The organism is Pseudolactococcus reticulitermitis (genome assembly GCF_002260845.1).
Taxonomy (GTDB): Bacteria; Bacillota; Bacilli; order Lactobacillales; family Streptococcaceae; genus Pseudolactococcus; species Pseudolactococcus reticulitermitis.
Genome location: NZ_BEDT01000005.1, coordinates 1 through 16,035, shown reverse-complemented (window position 1 = coordinate 16,035; position 16,035 = coordinate 1). Strand labels below are relative to the sequence as shown.

General features: G+C 41.9%; 18 protein-coding genes and 1 tRNA gene. All 19 read right to left on the bottom strand.

The window, feature by feature from the left end; translation table 11 throughout:
- Window positions 1-65: 65 nt before the first annotated feature.
- Complete coding sequence (locus RsY01_RS08870) at window positions 66-446, bottom strand: VOC family protein (RefSeq protein WP_094785191.1); 381 nt, start codon at window positions 444-446, stop codon at window positions 66-68.
- Between the two features lie 38 nt (window positions 447-484).
- Window positions 485-1,537 carry a dTDP-glucose 4,6-dehydratase gene (gene rfbB, locus RsY01_RS08865; protein WP_094785190.1) on the bottom strand — a complete coding sequence of 351 codons (1,053 nt, stop codon included), beginning with the start codon at window positions 1,535-1,537 and terminating at the stop codon, window positions 485-487.
- Between the two features lie 74 nt (window positions 1,538-1,611).
- Window positions 1,612-2,097 carry a cysteine hydrolase family protein gene (locus RsY01_RS08860; protein ID WP_094785189.1) on the bottom strand — a complete coding sequence of 162 codons (486 nt, stop codon included), beginning with the start codon at window positions 2,095-2,097 and terminating at the stop codon, window positions 1,612-1,614.
- A gap of 34 nt (window positions 2,098-2,131) precedes the next feature.
- Window positions 2,132-2,725, bottom strand: coding sequence for a dTDP-4-dehydrorhamnose 3,5-epimerase family protein (locus RsY01_RS08855; RefSeq protein ID WP_094785188.1), 594 nt, complete (start codon window positions 2,723-2,725; stop codon window positions 2,132-2,134).
- Between the two features lie 3 nt (window positions 2,726-2,728).
- The gene (gene rfbA, locus RsY01_RS08850; RefSeq protein ID WP_094785187.1) at window positions 2,729-3,601 is read right to left on the bottom strand and encodes a glucose-1-phosphate thymidylyltransferase RfbA; all 873 of its coding nucleotides are present in this window, start codon (window positions 3,599-3,601) and stop codon (window positions 2,729-2,731) included.
- 219 nt (window positions 3,602-3,820) lie between these two features.
- Window positions 3,821-5,551: a septation ring formation regulator EzrA gene (ezrA, locus tag RsY01_RS08845; RefSeq protein ID WP_094785186.1), complete on the bottom strand. Its 1,731-nt coding sequence runs from the start codon at window positions 5,549-5,551 to the stop codon at window positions 3,821-3,823.
- A gap of 159 nt (window positions 5,552-5,710) precedes the next feature.
- Entirely contained in the window at window positions 5,711-6,748 is a 1,038-nt protein-coding gene (gene tsf / locus RsY01_RS08840) for a translation elongation factor Ts (protein WP_094785185.1), read from the bottom strand.
- A 381-nt stretch (window positions 6,749-7,129) separates the two neighbouring features.
- Window positions 7,130-7,906, bottom strand: a complete 777-nt coding sequence (gene rpsB, locus RsY01_RS08835; protein ID WP_094785184.1) for a 30S ribosomal protein S2 — start codon at window positions 7,904-7,906, stop codon at window positions 7,130-7,132.
- Window positions 7,907-8,074: 168 nt separating this feature from the next.
- Complete coding sequence (locus RsY01_RS08830; RefSeq protein WP_094785183.1) at window positions 8,075-8,272, bottom strand: DUF4649 family protein; 198 nt, start codon at window positions 8,270-8,272, stop codon at window positions 8,075-8,077.
- A gap of 28 nt (window positions 8,273-8,300) precedes the next feature.
- A complete protein-coding gene (locus RsY01_RS08825; RefSeq protein ID WP_094785182.1) occupies window positions 8,301-8,807 on the bottom strand; it encodes a DUF2798 domain-containing protein in 507 nt (168 codons plus the stop codon).
- 154 nt (window positions 8,808-8,961) lie between these two features.
- Window positions 8,962-9,423, bottom strand: coding sequence for an NUDIX hydrolase (locus tag RsY01_RS08820; RefSeq protein ID WP_094785181.1), 462 nt, complete (start codon window positions 9,421-9,423; stop codon window positions 8,962-8,964).
- Window positions 9,424-9,425: 2 nt separating this feature from the next.
- A complete protein-coding gene (locus RsY01_RS08815; protein ID WP_094785180.1) occupies window positions 9,426-9,749 on the bottom strand; it encodes an inorganic pyrophosphatase in 324 nt (107 codons plus the stop codon).
- 2 nt (window positions 9,750-9,751) lie between these two features.
- Entirely contained in the window at window positions 9,752-10,183 is a 432-nt protein-coding gene (locus tag RsY01_RS08810) for a GNAT family N-acetyltransferase (protein ID WP_094785179.1), read from the bottom strand.
- 106 nt (window positions 10,184-10,289) lie between these two features.
- On the bottom strand, window positions 10,290-12,890 hold the full coding sequence (gene adhE, locus RsY01_RS08805) for a bifunctional acetaldehyde-CoA/alcohol dehydrogenase (protein ID WP_094785178.1): 2,601 nt from the start codon (window positions 12,888-12,890) through the stop codon (window positions 10,290-10,292).
- Window positions 12,891-13,179: 289 nt separating this feature from the next.
- Window positions 13,180-14,289, bottom strand: coding sequence for a SepM family pheromone-processing serine protease (locus RsY01_RS08800; protein WP_167373257.1), 1,110 nt, complete (start codon window positions 14,287-14,289; stop codon window positions 13,180-13,182).
- Window positions 14,225-14,707, bottom strand: coding sequence for a pantetheine-phosphate adenylyltransferase (gene coaD / locus RsY01_RS08795; protein ID WP_094785176.1), 483 nt, complete (start codon window positions 14,705-14,707; stop codon window positions 14,225-14,227). The genes RsY01_RS08800 and coaD overlap by 65 nt, the downstream gene beginning before the upstream one ends.
- Window positions 14,704-15,165, bottom strand: a complete 462-nt coding sequence (locus RsY01_RS08790; protein ID WP_094785175.1) for an ASCH domain-containing protein — start codon at window positions 15,163-15,165, stop codon at window positions 14,704-14,706. Before RsY01_RS08790 ends, coaD begins: the two co-directional genes overlap by 4 nt.
- On the bottom strand, window positions 15,152-15,694 hold the full coding sequence (rsmD, locus tag RsY01_RS08785; protein WP_094785174.1) for a 16S rRNA (guanine(966)-N(2))-methyltransferase RsmD: 543 nt from the start codon (window positions 15,692-15,694) through the stop codon (window positions 15,152-15,154). Before rsmD ends, RsY01_RS08790 begins: the two co-directional genes overlap by 14 nt.
- A gap of 215 nt (window positions 15,695-15,909) precedes the next feature.
- Window positions 15,910-15,983 (bottom strand) — tRNA-Pro (locus RsY01_RS08780).
- Window positions 15,984-16,035 lie beyond the last annotated feature (52 nt).

The following is a 16,035-nucleotide window of genomic DNA, read 5'->3' as shown; positions in this document are numbered from 1 at the left end:
AAAACCGTCAATAAAACAGATGTATCTTTTGTGAGTTACCTATACTTTTGAAAAAAGTGTAACTTCTAGTGTGCTTGTTTATTATGAAAAACTGCCTCAATTTCATAACCGTCAGGGTCGTAAATGAAAGCTGCATAATAATTTTCATGAAAATGTTTATGATACCCTGGCCTGCCATATCCTTTAGCGCCAAAACTCATAGCTACTTCATTGAAAGCATCGACCGCTTGATTATCTTTTGCTTGAAAAGCCAAATGGAAAGGAAAAGGTGCGCCCTCATAAATCGCAAAATCACCAAAAGGATCTGTTGACAGACTGTCCGAAAAATTCGCCGAATTTTCTGAGCGATGATGGAGCTTATACCCCAAAGGCGTAAGCACAGCTACGTAAAATTGAATAGAACGTTCAAGATCTTTAACAGCAAAACCACCGATATGATTAATCATTTCTTCACACTTCCCAGTATGTAGTTACTGGCAAAAAATTATTTATCCAATACCTCTTGTGACTGAGCATAGTTGGCTTCAACCGCGGCTTTTTCAGCTTCCCACCAGTCTTTGTTATCTGTGTACCAGTTGATGGTCTCTTTCAAACCAGACTCGAAATCAGTGTGTTTAGGTGTCCAACCAAGTTCTGTGCGAAGTTTTGTGTTGTCAATCGCATAACGCAAATCATGGCCTGAACGGTCTGTTACGCGGTCATAAGCTGTCGCATCTTGACCCATTTCAGTCAGGATTTCTTCCAAAACTTCTTTGTTATTTTTCTCGCCGTCAGCACCGATGAGGTAAGTTTCGCCGATGACACCTTTTGCGAGAATTGTCCAAACACCCGAAGAGTGGTCTTCCGTGTGAATCCAGTCACGGACATTTTTACCATCGCCGTAAAGCTTCGGACGGATCCCTGCCAAGATATTAGTAATCTGACGTGGGATAAATTTCTCGATATGTTGGTACGGCCCATAGTTGTTTGAACAGTTAGAAATCGTGGCTTTCAGACCAAACGAGCGAACCCAGGCGCGAACGATTAAGTCACTCGCTGCTTTTGTTGATGAGTAAGGTGAACTAGGATTGTAAGGGGTGCGGTCTGTAAATTTTTCACCTTCGCCTTCGCCATGACCCGGCAAGTCTTCACGGTAGGGTAAATCACCATAGACTTCATCCGTTGAGACATGGTGGAAACGTAAATCGTATTTGCGCGCCGCTTGAATTAACGTGTAAGTCCCGATGAAGTTAGTATGGATAAACTCATCTTGAGATTTAAGTGAATTATCATTGTGCGACTCTGCTGCATAATGGACAATTGCGTCTACTTGCGCTGCTAATTTGTCAACCAAATCAGCATCAGCAATGTCGCCAACAACCAGCTCAACACGGTCGCCAAGAATCTCAACAATGTTGGCTTTGTTACCAGCATAAGTCAATTTATCTAAAACGATAATTTTTTCAATTTCAGGGTGGTTATGATACACATAGTGCACAAAGTTTGAGCCGATAAAGCCCGCGCCACCTGTTACAATGATTTTTTTTAATTCAGTCATTTATTTTACTTCCTTATTTGAACTTGGAGCTTACTTCTAAGAAGCTATAGCTTTTACATATCATGTTTCTATTTTTATACTAATGGCGAACTTTCACTCAACCACGACCACATTCCCCAGTAAAATTTATTAATTTTAGAGGCAGGAAATTCTTGCGTGTCAACAGTTGAGAAGGCATTCGGTGTAACTGATATCTGATAACCAGCATAATAGGCTGCTTTAACCGTTGCATCCACACAATATTCAGTCTGAGCGCCACAAATTTCAAGCGCATCGATACCCAGATTATCCAACGTCTGCTTTAACTCTGTTTTATAAAATGCGTTCCCTTGTGTTTTAGCAATCACGATATCATCAGGTTTAATCGCCAATTCAGAAACAAATTGCCAAGGTTCACTCCCCTCTGCCAATCCAACACTCTGATGTTGAATGAAAATGATTGGCTCAGCTTTTTCACGAAACTCGCAAATGCGTTGATTGATATTTTGAATAATTTTTTCAAACTCGAATAGTGGTCCAACACCATTTTGTAAATCGATTACTAATAAGGCTTTTGTCATCTTATATTAAACCTCCAGAACCTCTTATCACCGCTTACAGCAAATCAGCCGTCAAAGCCGTCACATCTTTTAACAAGGGATGATTTTTATCTGCGTCACTTACTTCAGCATTCGCAACGTCTTCCCATTTGATACCTAGCGTTGGGTCAGCATAGTTGACAAAGGCATACTTAGGTTTGAGTTCAAGTGCCCAGTAATCGTTCACGAGATAGCTATAAGACACAACATCGCTCAAAACTTGGAAACCATTGGCAACACCACGTGGGACGAAGATCCCTTTGCTGGCATCGATTTCTGTTTGATAGACATTACCAAAGCTTTCGCCCGCGCGTAAGTCAACCCATGCACCAAGTACACGACCATTGTCCGCAACCGAGATGTACTTATCCCAAGGCTCAGCATGTAAACCGCGTAAGACATTTTTACGTGAAAATGAGACGTTGTTTTGCAGTTTACCTTCAGCGAAGAAATTTTTCGGGAAACCAAGTGGCAGCATTTTTTCCTTTTGGAAGTTTTCTTTAAACCAGCCACGATTATCGCCGTGAACCGGAATGTCAAATTCTAACATCCCTGGAATTTCAGCAATTTCTCGCGCTGCTAATTTTTTTTCAAAAAAGTTCTCAGTCATGGATTAGTCAGCCTCCACAAGTCGTAACAAATACTGACCGTATTCGTTTTTCTTCAACGACTGTGCCAATTCAATGACTTGTTCACGTGTGATGTAGCCCATGCGGTAAGCAATTTCTTCCAGATTAGCCACTTGAACGTTTTGCATGCGTTGTACCGTTTCGATATATTGTGCCGCTTCAAGAAGTGACTCATGCGTGCCTGTGTCCAACCACGCAAAGCCACGACCCATGACTTCGACGTCCAAATCGCCACGTTTGAGGTAGGCATCATTCACATCTGTGATTTCAAGCTCACCACGCGGTGATGGTTTGATATTTTTAGCAATTTCGACCACATCATTATCATAGAAATAAAGACCTGTAATGGCATAGTTTGATTTTGGCTGTTCAGGTTTTTCTTCTACTGAAACCGCACGCATGTTGTCGTCAAATTCAACGACACCAAAACGTTCTGGATCCTTGACTTGATAACCAAAGACTGTCGCGCCTTTTTCTTTAGCCGCAGCACGACCTAACATTTTCGACATGCCAGGACCATAGTAGATATTGTCGCCGAGAATCAAGGCAACATTATCATCGCCAATGAAATCAGCACCGATAATGAAGGCTTGTGCCAACCCATCAGGACTAGGCTGCACGGCATAGCTCAATGAAATACCAAACTCGCTACCATCGCCTAACAATTCTTCAAAACGTGGCAAATCTTGTGGTGTTGAGATAATCAAGATTTCTTTAATCCCCGCAAGCATCAAAGTTGAAAGCGGGTAGTAAATCATCGGTTTGTCATAGATGGGCATCAATTGTTTACTTGCCGCACGTGTCAAGGGATACAAACGCGTTCCTGAACCGCCTGCTAAAATAATACCTTTTGTCATGAAAAGCCTCTTTTCTTTTTCTCTTTATTACTAAGCTCAAATATAACTATCCCTGATAGCTTTGTCGTTGAGACAGGATGCTATCCACTCACATCAGGTTACATTTGTGCTCGAATTTCATTCCCTATCATTATATCATAATTCACATTAGATGCGCCAATTTCTCATTTAATTCCCGATAAAACAAGCAAAAAACTCGCCGTTTAGCGAGTTTTTGACTTAACGATAGTCCGGTATCATTTTAGTATTGTGGTACACATTGGCAATTCGTTCACTTGCACCCGGCTCTACTGCGTCCAATGCGACTGAAATTTCTTCGTAGGATGCGGCATAATTACGATCCCGTTCAAATAATTGAAACGCCCGCGCAATACTCTTGGCAACAGCTTCATTCGTTGTTTTATAACGATTGGCATATTGCATCAAATCTTCCGCTAACCGTGCCTTGTCTACCATCTCATCCGTTGTATCCTTCAGATTTGATAAATCTTCCGTCGTCACATCAACCAAATGATTGACGCCATCAATATTCACTTTGACTTTATTCAATTCTTTAAACAAAGTTTGCACACGTTCTGATGTCGCAAAGAATTTATCCAGATAAACCTGTGGCAAACCCGGTAAATTACGTTTCTCAACGTAACGTTTTAGAATTCTAATTTCACGATCAAAATTATCCGCTGCATCTTGTGCTGCTTTCTCTTGTTTTCGCAAAGCTTGCAAATCATTACTGATTTTCAGTTGATTTTTCTCAATATCATCAAGCGTTGAAATAATCGTATCAACTTCCTTGCCAAGCAAGCTGTAAGGTTGCGCATTTTCCCCAATGACATCTAATAATTCATTGGCACCAGACTCTAACTGATCCAGCTGTTCTTGGTAGCCACGAATCATACCCATTTCGTTACCAGTCAAAACATAAGCTTGAGACACATGATCAATCTCCAAGAGGAGATTTTTATTATTCGCTCGTGTATGTGCAATGTAGTCTTTGATAATACTGGCATTTTTGGCCACATCACGACGCGCCTTGTATTCCGTCTCAAAAATTTCGTAGAGACCCTCTAAATTCATTTGAATTTGATCCAAATAGCCGTCTGCCCGATCCAATTCAAAGTGCTCAACATATTGAGAGGTCTGCTTCAAATCATCACGAACTTCTTGCAAACGTTCTTCAACTTTTACAGTTTCTGGTAGTTTAAAATCCTGTGCTAAAAAGTCTTGATAGCCTTGCGCTAATTCGTCCAATTGTTTTGGATAGTTGACAGTCAACTCTTCAACAACCGTTGGAATTCGCTCAGCAATAGCACCGAGGGCAATCGTATGCTCCTCAGCCGTCTCTAAAACTTCAGATGCCTCAATCGGGTCACCTGTTGAATTCAAGTCAACAAATTGGTTAAATTCAGTTTCGATATTATCTAACTGCGCTTCAAGTTCACCAAGCGCAACGCCATATCTGTCCGCATTCTCCATGATTTCAGTCCGCAAAGCTTCATATAAATCCAAAGAATCTTGAATTTTTGACGAATTAATCGTTTCTTGCTTGGTTAATTCGGCAATCCCCTCACGAATCGACTGAACGTCTTCTTCCATGAGTTCAATCTGACCCTCTGAAGCGTCCACAGATGCTCGCGCCCGAACGAATCTAAAAGAATCATTTAATTGTTCCGCTTCAAAAATGTGATTTTCTAAATCCGCAAAAGAATTTGACGATAAATCAATCCATTTTTGATTCCATTCGCGAAAAATCGTCTGACTTTGCCCAACCAGATGCAATTTTTTGACAGCGTCAATCTCTTCTTGTACCGGCAAATCAAATAGATCTTCTTTGCGTTCTTCAAGCGCAATAATCCGATCCTCTGTTTTTTTGCGTAACACCATCGACGCCACATAAAAAATAACGACGATTGCAAGTAAGACGACGATTGCGATTATGATACTGTTTGGCATTCTTTTTACTCTCCATCACGGGTCTATTCATACATTTAAATCATGTGTTCGAATTTATAAATTCCGTGTTTCATTATACCACATTTAAGCAAAAAAATACACCGGAAGATGAATTTCGGTGCATTTTTTAGGTCATCTGACTAATCGATGGTTTGAAAATTAGTTTTCAAGTGCTGCAGCCATTGTTGCTTGCACTTCAGCTTCAAAGTTGTTGGCAGCTTTTTCAATCCCTTCGCCAACTTCGAAACGTGCAAACGTCACTGCTTTAGCGTCTTTAGATTCAAGGAATTTTGCAACCGTTTTGCTGTCATCCATCACGTAAAGTTGTGACAAAAGCGCGTTTTCTTGGTCGATTTGTGTATTATCAACGAAGAATTTAGCCATTTTACCTGGCACGATTTTATCCCAGATTTTTTCTGGTTTGCCTTCAGCTTTCAGCTCTGCTTTGAATTCAGCTTCAACTTTAGACAAAACGTCATCAGTCAATTGTGCAGCGGAACCAAATTGTGGCACGTGCAAGAAAGCTTTACCTGTACGTTTACGGTCTTCGTTTTCGATTTCGATACGTGAAATCAAAGCAGTTGTTTCGCTGACGATGAAGTCATGGTCAAGTTCTTCAGCAGACAAAACGCTTGGGCTCATTGCCGCAACGTGCATGGCAACCGCTTTTGGAAGGGCTTCGTCGCCACCTTCGACGACTGTGATAACACCGATACGACCACCATTATGTTGGTAAGCACCGAAGTTTTGTGCATCCGTTTTTTTAACTAATTGGAAACGACGGAAGGCAATTTTTTCACCGATTGTTGACGTTGCTTCAACATAAGCCTCAGCCAAAGTTTTGCCAGTAGACGTTAGAATGGCAAGTGCGGCATCGTTGTCAGCTGGTTTGTTTTTAGCAATCAATTCGGCTGTTTCGTTAACCAAAGCAACGAATTGTTCATTTTTGGCAACAAAATCAGTTTCTGAGTTGACTTCAACAAGTGCTGCAACGTTACCGTCAACATAAACACCCGTCAAACCTTCAGCAGCGACACGGTCAGCTTTTTTAGCTGCTTTTGCAATCCCTTTTTCACGGAGCAAGTCAATCGCCTTGTTCATATCTCCATCAACTTCAACAAGTGCTTTTTTAGCATCCATGATGCCGGCACCAGTTTTTTCACGCAATTCTTTTACTTGAGCTGCAGTAATTGCCATTTTTGATTTCTCCTTTAAGATGTTGAGGCGACTGCTTTGAGACGATGAAAAATAGGAAAAGGCGTAAGCGAACATGAAAAGCGTTAAGTGCGGTCTGCTCCTAGGAAAATAGGAAAGACAAGGTTCTGTCTTTCTCTTTTTCCCTAGGAGTTGCACTTTATAAGCTAGACTTAGTTCGTGCGCACTTTTATCTTTTTTCCTAGTCTCAAGGAGCCGAAACTCAGTTTTAGTAAAAAAAGAGGACTGAGGCGTAGGCCCCGCCCTCTTTCGATTTTTTAGTTAGGTACTTGGTAGAATTGGTTCATTCTAACTAAGCCTATGCTTAGTTTTTGAAGCAACGCTACGCGTTTCCTTATCGGTCAATTCTAACTAAACCTCTGTTTAGTTAGAACCTTCCACAACTTCTACCAATTCTTCGATTGATTCAGCTGATGCTGGTTCTGATACGTTGGCATCTTCAGCTTCAACAGCGTCTTCGCCTTGACGACCTTCGATGATGGCGTCAGCCATTTTACCAGTGATTAATTTAACCGCACGAATGGCATCATCATTGGCAGGGATAATCACGTCGATTGGATCAGGATCTGCATTTGTATCAACCATGGCAACGATTGGAATGTTCAATTTAGTTGCTTCTTGGACAGCGATTTGCTCTTTATGTGGATCCACGATATAGATAAGATCAGGAATACGTGGCATATCAGCGATACCGCCCAAGAATTTTTCTAAGCGATCGCGTTGTTTGTTAAGCAAAACAACTTCTTTTTTAGGAAGAACGTCAAAAGTGCCGTCTTCTTCCATTTTGTTGATTTCTTTCAAACGTGCGATACGTTTTTGGATTGTCCCCCAGTTCGTCAAAGTACCACCCAACCAACGATGGTTGATGTAGTATTGACCAGCACGAGTCGCTTCTTCTTTAACCGCTTCAGCAGCTTGTTTTTTAGTCCCTACGAAGAGAACAACAGCACCGTTTGCTGCAGCGTCGCGTACATAGTTATAAGCGTCGTCAGCAAGTTTAACTGTTTTTTGTAAGTCGATAACGTGAATCCCGTTACGTTCTGTAAAGATGAACGGTTTCATTTTTGGGTTCCAACGGCGTGTTTGGTGACCGAAGTGAACACCCGCTTCGAGTAGTTGTTTCATTGAAATGACTGCCATGAGCTAGTCTCCTTTTAAAATAGTTTTTCCTCTTTTGACCGTCAACTCGCCCCGCTACTGGCTTCTAGCCAGCACTACGGGACGATCATGTCAAAATGTGGTTTCGATTACCGTAACTTTTTACGGCAACCATTTAATTATACACGCTTTTAGCGTATTTGACAAGACTTACTTGTTGTATTTATCAAATAAATCGCCGATTGTCCCAGTAAAATCAACTTGCTCATCACCAACATAGAGCGCATCTACTTCATAGTGATCTTGAATCGCTGGAATTTCACGATTTTGCAACATTAAAAACTCTGCAACATCTTTAAACGTTTTAGTTTCTGGCGCATTGCCTGCATTGTGATAAGTAATTTTCATTTGATTTTCCTCCTCCTTTATTATACCTCTATTTCTCAGAAATGGTAGTTTTTAAGCCCTTATCACTTTTTTGATGCAATTGATATAAAACAAAACGTGCGATTGGCTGTGCAATCAGCAGTTCTGTAACGAGCGCAATCGTGAAATTTCTCGGCCATTTGTCAAAGAAGTGTTGAAAGGGTGCTAAACTAATCGTTTTCGTTGCAATCATCGCACCCACAATCGTCATCAAGACAGACATCATCGCAACATTGATCAAAATCGTCAGCGTGATTTTGGCATTGAAACTATCGGTTTCAGCTGTCACTTTAGCTGCTAATTTTTCTGCAGGCATATGCGTGAGTAAGACACAGATAATGACCGCCACTAGCATTACCGGTGAATTCATCAGCGTATAGCGCCAAGTTGCTAGGCTAAAGCCAACCTCAAAACCAGAAATTACCGGTGCAATCATATTGACTGAAATCGTGGCAACAATGCCGAGGAATAAGGCGAATTCTTTGCCATTTCGGGGGAGCTTCATGTAAAAATCCATTAGGGATAACCTCTTATTTTCTATTTTCACCACAAAAAACAGCGCAAAAGCACCTCCGATTGAACTCGGAAGTCACCTTTACGCTGATCCATTATACGCAGTAAATTATCTTCAGTATATCATAAATATTTTTGCTTCGTAAGTCGAAATTTCATCAATTTGGATAAAACGCTTCTTGATTTACAAGATGTAACATCTGACCACGCTTATCTTTGACAAGGTCAGACAAAATCTTCGGTTGTAATCTATCGCTATCGCTGATGGGTAACCATAAAATCTCTTGACAGTCAAAATCAAGCGCTGATTGATTAAGCTCAAACGATTCTGTTGCCACGTTATAGACATACAAAAACTCATGATAAAATGTATCATCATATTTGAAAAAATTCTCAATCATCGCACATAAGCTAGCCGTTTCTACAATTAAACCTGTTTCTTCAGCTACTTCACGGCTAATCGCGGCTTGCGTTGTTTCTCCGAGGGCAACGCGTCCGCCTACTAAAGAGATTGTCCCGTTAGGCCATTGTGATACCAAAATCTTATCATCTTGTTGAATGATTGCCGCCACACGAATGTTTAATCGCCCACCTGCAAACTCTGCTGTTAAATCCTGCATGATTAATCCACCATTTCAATCGTTGACTTAAAATACTGTTCCATAAATCGGACTGTCGCCATAATCTCATCAGCCGTATAAGACACATCAAAGTCCGTCACTACCCACTTGGTCTCAACATCATCCCCACGGTGGACGACTGCGATTAGCTCTCCTGTAAAACTCTCCAGAGGCTTGTCATCTTCCGTTAAAACGTAGACATCCTGCGCCTCCCCATCGCCACCTATGACGCCCGCAACATAGCCGTAATTAATCGGATAAATCGTACCATGGTGGTCATAACCGATGGGGCGATCAATAGTCACTGATAACGTTAATCTCTCCATCTTTAAAACGCTTTTCTAAAATTGGCCTGTGATTTGACCCAGTCATAACCCATCCGCTCATAAAATAAATGTGCACCCTGCCGGTTTTCCCCAGAGTTCAAGCGAATCGCAGCTGCACCATCAGCCCGCGCAAACGCTTCTGCCGCTTGCATCAATGCTTTACCCACACCTTGCCTTTGAAAGGCCTTAAAAACAGCTAAGCCCAAGATATTCTTATAGGGAGGCGCATACGTCACATCATAGTCTTGGATATGAATATAACCAGCAGGTTCTCCGTCAACAAAGGCAACAAAAATGTGATTGGCTGATTTTGACAAGACCGCCCTCAAACGCTTTTGGCTAAAGGTTTCGTCTAAATCATAGCCCAATTCGGCTTGACCTAACCGATAAATCATGGCATGATCCTCAAAATTTGCTTTTCTGACTTCAATCATCTCTTATCTCCCTTTATTATATTTGCCAATAGTATATCATATTTCCGATTTCCCAGCACAAAAAAACTTACAAACCACTGTCTGTAAGTTTTTGCGTCGTTATCGCTTAACCTTTATAGTCATAAGCGATTTCGATGATCCCTTTCAATTCAGAGATTAAAGGTTCTTTTGGATTAGCAGTTGTACATTGGTCTTCGTAAGCTTTTTCAGCCAAGTGATCAATTTCTGCTTCCATTTGTTTCTTCGTCAAGCCTTGTGCTTTCCAGTTCATGTCGATACCAGTTGCAATACCAAGGTCATAAACAGCAGTTGCGAGCGCTTCAACCAACTCAGCAGTAGTGTTACCCTTAAGACCTAGGAAACGCGCAATGTCAGCATAGTCGCTGTCAGCACGGAAGAAATCATATTTAGGGAACATGGCATGTTTTTGAGGATCTTTGGCATTGTAACGGATAACGTGTGGGAGCAAGATGGCATTGGTACGACCGTGAGGAATGTTCCAAGCACCACCGACTTTGTGGGCGATTGAGTGGGTAATGCCGAGGAAGGCATTGGCGAAGGCCATACCAGCCATTGTAGAGGCATTGTGCATTTTCTCGCGCGCTTCAGCATTACCAGTTTTAACTGAGTTTTCAAGGTGTTCAAAGACAATCTTGATGGCTTGCAATGACAGACCACGTGTGTAGTCAGATGCCATGACTGAAACGTAAGATTCGATGGCATGTGTCAAGACGTCCATACCTGTATCAGCAGTGACACTTGCAGGCACTGACATGACGAGTTGTGGGTCGATGATGGCCACATCTGGTGTCAAAGCGTAGTCAGCGAGTGGGTATTTCGTATGGTCTTCTGAGTCAGTGATTACCGCAAATGGTGTCACTTCTGAACCAGTACCTGATGTTGTTGGGATACAGATGAAAGTTGCTTTTTCAGCATATTCAATCTTGTAAGCACGTTTACGGATGTCAAGGAATTTTTGTTTCGCGCCGAAGAATGATGTGTCTGGGTGCTCGAAGAACATCCACATCCCTTTCGCCGCATCCATTGCTGAACCACCACCGAGGGCGATCACCACATCTGGTTGGAAGCTATTGAAAACTTCAAGACCTTTATAAACTGTGTTGGTAGACGGGTTAGGCTCTACGTCTGAGAAGACTTCCACACGTGGGTCATTAGGATTCTTTTCAAGTTGTTTACGAACAAGGTCAGCATAGCCAAATTGAACCATACCTGGGTCACAAACAAGCATCACACGTTCAGCTTTAATTTGTTGCAAGTAAGTGATCGAATTTTTTTCAAAGTAAACTTTTGGTGGCAATTTGAACCATTGCATATTATTTCTCCGTTTAGCAAGCGTCTTAACGTTAATCAAATCAACTGCTGATACGTTATGTGACACTGAGTTATGACCGTAAGAACCACAACCAAGTGTCAAGGATGGCAACATTTCATTGTAGATGTTCCCAATACCACCTTCAGCTGCTGGCGTATTCACAAGGATACGACAAGCTTTCATACGAATACCAAATTGGATTTGCAAGTCTTCATCTTCTGTGTGGATAACAGCCGTATGACCAAGACCACCCAAATCAAGCATGGCTTCACAAAGGTCAAGACCTTCTTCGGTCGAGTTCGCTTTCACCATGGCCAAGACTGGTGATAATTTTTCACGTGATAACGGGAAGTCAACCCCAACGCCAGCGATTTCAGCGATGAGTAATTTGGTTTCTGCTGGTACTTTAATGCCTGCTAATTCAGCGATATATTTTGCTGAGTATCCGACGATTTTAGGATTAACCGCATGACCGTCAGGCAACATCACAGCTGCTTGCAATTTCGCCAGTTCAGCTTTAGATGATACGATATAAGCATTGTGTGCCAAGAACTCATCTTTAACCTCGTTGTAAACTTCGTTATCAACGATAATCGCTTGTTCAGACGCACAAATCATTCCGTTGTCAAATGTTTTTGAAAGGAACAAATCGTTTACTGCACGTTTGATTTTAGCATCTTTTGTGATGTAGGCAGGTGTGTTACCAGGCCCTACGCCAAGTGCTGGTTTACCAGTTGAGTAAGCTGATTTAACCATGCCTGCACCACCAGTTGCCAAAACTGTTGCAATCGTTGGGTGGTTCATCAAAAGACCTGTCGCTTCGATTGATGGTGTGGTCACCCATTGGATACAGTTTTCAGGCGCACCAGCTGCAACTGCGGCATCCAAGACGATTTGTGCTGCTGCCGCAGATGATTCTTGTGCTGATGGATGGAAAGCAAAGATGATTGGATTACGTGTTTTAATGGCAATCATTGATTTGAAAATGGTTGTTGACGTTGGGTTAGTTGTTGGTGTCACACCACAAATAACGCCGACTGGCTCAGCAATTTCAACGATGCCCGCTTCTTTATCTTCATTGATCACGCCAACTGTTTTGTTATCTTTGATAGCGTTCCAGATATATTCAGAGGCATACATATTTTTGATGGCTTTATCTTCATAGATACCGCGACCCGTTTCTTCCACCGCCAACTTAGCCAATGGCATATGTTTGTCAAGCGCTGCCATACTCATTTCATGCACGATATGGTCAATTTGTTCTTGATTTAATTTTTCAAGACCCTTGAGCGCTGTCGCCCCTTTAGCAGCAAGCGCATCAATCATGCCCGCAACGTCAAATGTTTCTGTTTTCTCTACAGTTTTTGTAGCCATCTTTTTTCTCCTTAAAAATGGTAGTTCCGATTAGGTTTAGATAAGTTAGTGAATTATTTAACTTATCTCTATATCCATATTATAGCATACTGAAAACGTTTGTAAAGTGATATTTAGCAATTTATCATTTGTGAAATTGCCGAGTTTGTGAATTTATTCATTAATTTGGTTTCAATACCGCCAAATCAAGCTATATTTTTTCACAAACTCGTCAAAAAAAATCGTCAGAAATTGATTTCACAATCTTCTAACGACCTGTTTATTTTTGATTGATTTTAAAGCCAAAGCATCATTTCTCCAGATAATCAAGCGCATCCTGCACGGTTTTCACCGGGACAATCTTCATCTTCGTCTTCAATTTTTTTGCAGCAGTCAGGGCTTCTTGATAATTTGACTTGACACCCGGCTCGGCTTTTTTCATCTCTTTGGTGATGGCATCATCAGGCGCTAGAAAAATTTCAGCACCATTGCGACTGGCGGTGGCAATCTTCTTATCAATCCCGCCAATTCGACCAATTTTACCATCCTGTTCAATCGTGCCAGTCCCAGCAATTTCACGTCCCCGTGTCAAATCCTGTCCCGTTAGTTGGGCGTAAATTTCTAGCGTGAACATCATCCCTGCTGATGGCCCACCAATCGCACCCGCATTAATCGTCACCTCCGGCGTACTCTTAACCGCCGTATGATCGACCAATGTGATGCCAATGCCAGCCTTGCCATCTGCGATTTTAATCGTTTTACCGTCTGCAGATTTTGCCTCGCCCGCTTCATTTGTGTATTGAACCGAAATCTTAGCCCCGATTTTTTGAGCCTTGATATAAGTCATCAGCTCCTCAGATGATTTGAAACTTTGTCCATTAACACCCGTCACCGTATCCGCGATATGCAAAATATCCTTAAACGTCGATTTTTTCATGACATCTAAAACGTAAACGCCCTTGTAGTCTAACTCAAAGGGCTTACCAGCCAGTTTAAACGCCTCGTAAATCGCCGCATTCTGCGCGCTTGCCATGTAAAAAGCGTTCATGCGATTGTAGTCAGCGTCCGTCTGATTGCCCATCATATCTGCCTTGCTGTAAACATCGGTAAAATCCGTCACCGCCGCATAAAGCAAACTAGCACCCGTTGCCCGCATCATCGAAACAGTCGTTAAATTCAAGGAACCTTTTTCAGATGTTTGGGTTAATGGTGGCTGATTGACTTTAACCATCTCACCCACATTTTCAGTCGTACCAGGCATCTCAACATAGTAGGGTAGGGGGAGTAGCACACCGATAAGGACTAGGATACCGACAAGACTAGCAATGCCCCAGCGGACTTTGATGAATGACTTCTTATTTTTGTTCAAATTTTTTCTCCAATTCAAGTGCCACAAGCGCCGGCACCCATTTTGACACATCGACGCCAAAGTGTGCCAACTCTTTCATTCGCGTGCTACTCACATACTGTAATTCTGGACTGGCCGCGAGCAGAACAGTCTCAACCCCTGTCATGTCATGGTTAAAATAAATCATGGCCGACTCGTAGTCTAAGTCTTGCGCATTTCTGACGCTTCGAACCAGCGCCGTCACGCCCAATTTCTGAGCGACATTGACCGTCAAATCCGACTCATGCACGATAACGTCAATCTGTTCAAACTCTGCCAATAGCTCGCCCATCATCTCCGCCCGCTCAGCCGATGTGAAAAGGGGATTTTTCTTGTCGTTGTTGAAAATGCCGACATAAAGTTTATCGAAAAGTTTCGCAGCGCGGTGAATAATATCCAGATGACCGTTGGTAATCGGGTCAAAAGTTCCTGTGTATAAACCGATTTTCATTTGTAAATGACCTCAAATTCTTCGTAGATTAAAGCAAGGTTTGCCTCATCATAAGTCAGATTTTCTCTGGCAAACGCCGTCTTGAAAACCTCACGATGGGCTGCTTGCCAGTAAGCAATCGATAAATCGCCTTCACCCTCTAAACGGGCCATTTCTTCGGTCACGTCATTGAACATAAAACGTTTAACTTTTTTCGTCTGTAAAATCGCAATCGGGTCATTGGCACCATTTAACAACATATCGTAAACTTTGTTCGCTCTTGGCAAAGCAGCGCCTTCAAGTTCATAAAAAGCAAGTGCAGAAGTTGTGCCTGTTTTCTTGCCTTCAAGGACGAGTTGTCCTAAGTCATCCGCCATTTTTGCAGTATTACCAAATGACCAGCTTGAGCCAAATAATGGTGACGCAATGTTAGTAGCAGCTTTAAATTTCTGCCAATAGGCTTGTTCAAGCGCCTTCATAGAGACTCACTTTCGATATACCATAAATTTTTTGCTTGATTAAATTGAAATTGCTGATACTTTCCGGTAATTCAACTGATTTATCCGTTTCACACACAATGATTACGTCTGGCGATAAAAGCCCGCTATCCTCAAGCCTTTCAATATCCTTAACAATCTGCTCTTTGGCATAGGGTGGGTCTAAAAATACTAAATCGAAAGGTTTGTCTAAAAGTGAAATCGCTTTATCAGATGTCATTTTCATCAGACTAAAACGCTCGAGATGTTTCGTCATCTCAATATTAGCTTGGATAACTTGTTGCGCCTGTCTATCTTTTTCAACTAGAACAGCTTTCTCACAGCCACGTGAAATAGCTTCAATCGCAAGACCCCCTGATCCAGAATATAAGTCTAAAACAAGTCCGCCATCGAAGTATTGACCTAACATAGAAAAAATCGCAGCTCTGACTTTATCGCCAGTCGGACGCGTATTTTTCCCCTCTAATGTTTTAAGGGTTCTCCCCCCGTATTGTCCTGCAACCACTCTCATCTCATCACCTCAAGTTATCTCTTCTTATTATAGCAAATTAAGTTCAATAATCGTATGTACAAAAAAACGACTGAAACCAGTCGTCAACCAGTTGAACTTCAGACTAACTTCTTTAGAAAATAGATGATTTGTCCGCACAAGCTACACTTGCTTACGCAAATCTCTAATTTTCTAAAGAAGTTTGGCTACGCCATCGTCCTCAGTATCCTAATTTATCGGGAAGACAGGATTCGAACCTGCGACACCTTGGTCCCAAACCAAGTACTCTACCAAGCTGAGCTACTTCCCGAACTTCTGATGTATTGAGAACTTGCCTCCCAATATATCTTTTCACCTATCCT

Coding starts and splice junctions, on each gene's coding strand:
- coaD (WP_094785176.1), bottom strand. CDS start 14,707: ATGAAAATCGGTTTATACACAGGAACTTTTGACCCGATTACCAACGGT.
- rpsB (WP_094785184.1), bottom strand. CDS start 7,906: ATGGCAGTCATTTCAATGAAACAACTACTCGAAGCGGGTGTTCACTTC.
- RsY01_RS08830 (WP_094785183.1), bottom strand. CDS start 8,272: ATGAAAATTACTTATCACAATGCAGGCAATGCGCCAGAAACTAAAACG.
- RsY01_RS08870 (WP_094785191.1), bottom strand. CDS start 446: ATGATTAATCATATCGGTGGTTTTGCTGTTAAAGATCTTGAACGTTCT.
- ezrA (WP_094785186.1), bottom strand. CDS start 5,551: ATGCCAAACAGTATCATAATCGCAATCGTCGTCTTACTTGCAATCGTC.
- RsY01_RS08815 (WP_094785180.1), bottom strand. CDS start 9,749: ATGGAGAGATTAACGTTATCAGTGACTATTGATCGCCCCATCGGTTAT.
- adhE (WP_094785178.1), bottom strand. CDS start 12,890: ATGGCTACAAAAACTGTAGAGAAAACAGAAACATTTGACGTTGCGGGC.
- tsf (WP_094785185.1), bottom strand. CDS start 6,748: ATGGCAATTACTGCAGCTCAAGTAAAAGAATTGCGTGAAAAAACTGGT.
- RsY01_RS08810 (WP_094785179.1), bottom strand. CDS start 10,183: ATGATTGAAGTCAGAAAAGCAAATTTTGAGGATCATGCCATGATTTAT.
- RsY01_RS08855 (WP_094785188.1), bottom strand. CDS start 2,725: ATGACTGAGAACTTTTTTGAAAAAAAATTAGCAGCGCGAGAAATTGCT.
- RsY01_RS08825 (WP_094785182.1), bottom strand. CDS start 8,807: ATGGATTTTTACATGAAGCTCCCCCGAAATGGCAAAGAATTCGCCTTA.
- RsY01_RS08800 (WP_167373257.1), bottom strand. CDS start 14,289: ATGTGTCAAAATGGGTGCCGGCGCTTGTGGCACTTGAATTGGAGAAAA.
- rsmD (WP_094785174.1), bottom strand. CDS start 15,694: ATGAGAGTGGTTGCAGGACAATACGGGGGGAGAACCCTTAAAACATTA.
- RsY01_RS08860 (WP_094785189.1), bottom strand. CDS start 2,097: ATGACAAAAGCCTTATTAGTAATCGATTTACAAAATGGTGTTGGACCA.
- rfbB (WP_094785190.1), bottom strand. CDS start 1,537: ATGACTGAATTAAAAAAAATCATTGTAACAGGTGGCGCGGGCTTTATC.
- RsY01_RS08820 (WP_094785181.1), bottom strand. CDS start 9,423: ATGCAGGATTTAACAGCAGAGTTTGCAGGTGGGCGATTAAACATTCGT.
- rfbA (WP_094785187.1), bottom strand. CDS start 3,601: ATGACAAAAGGTATTATTTTAGCAGGCGGTTCAGGAACGCGTTTGTAT.
- RsY01_RS08790 (WP_094785175.1), bottom strand. CDS start 15,165: ATGAAGGCGCTTGAACAAGCCTATTGGCAGAAATTTAAAGCTGCTACT.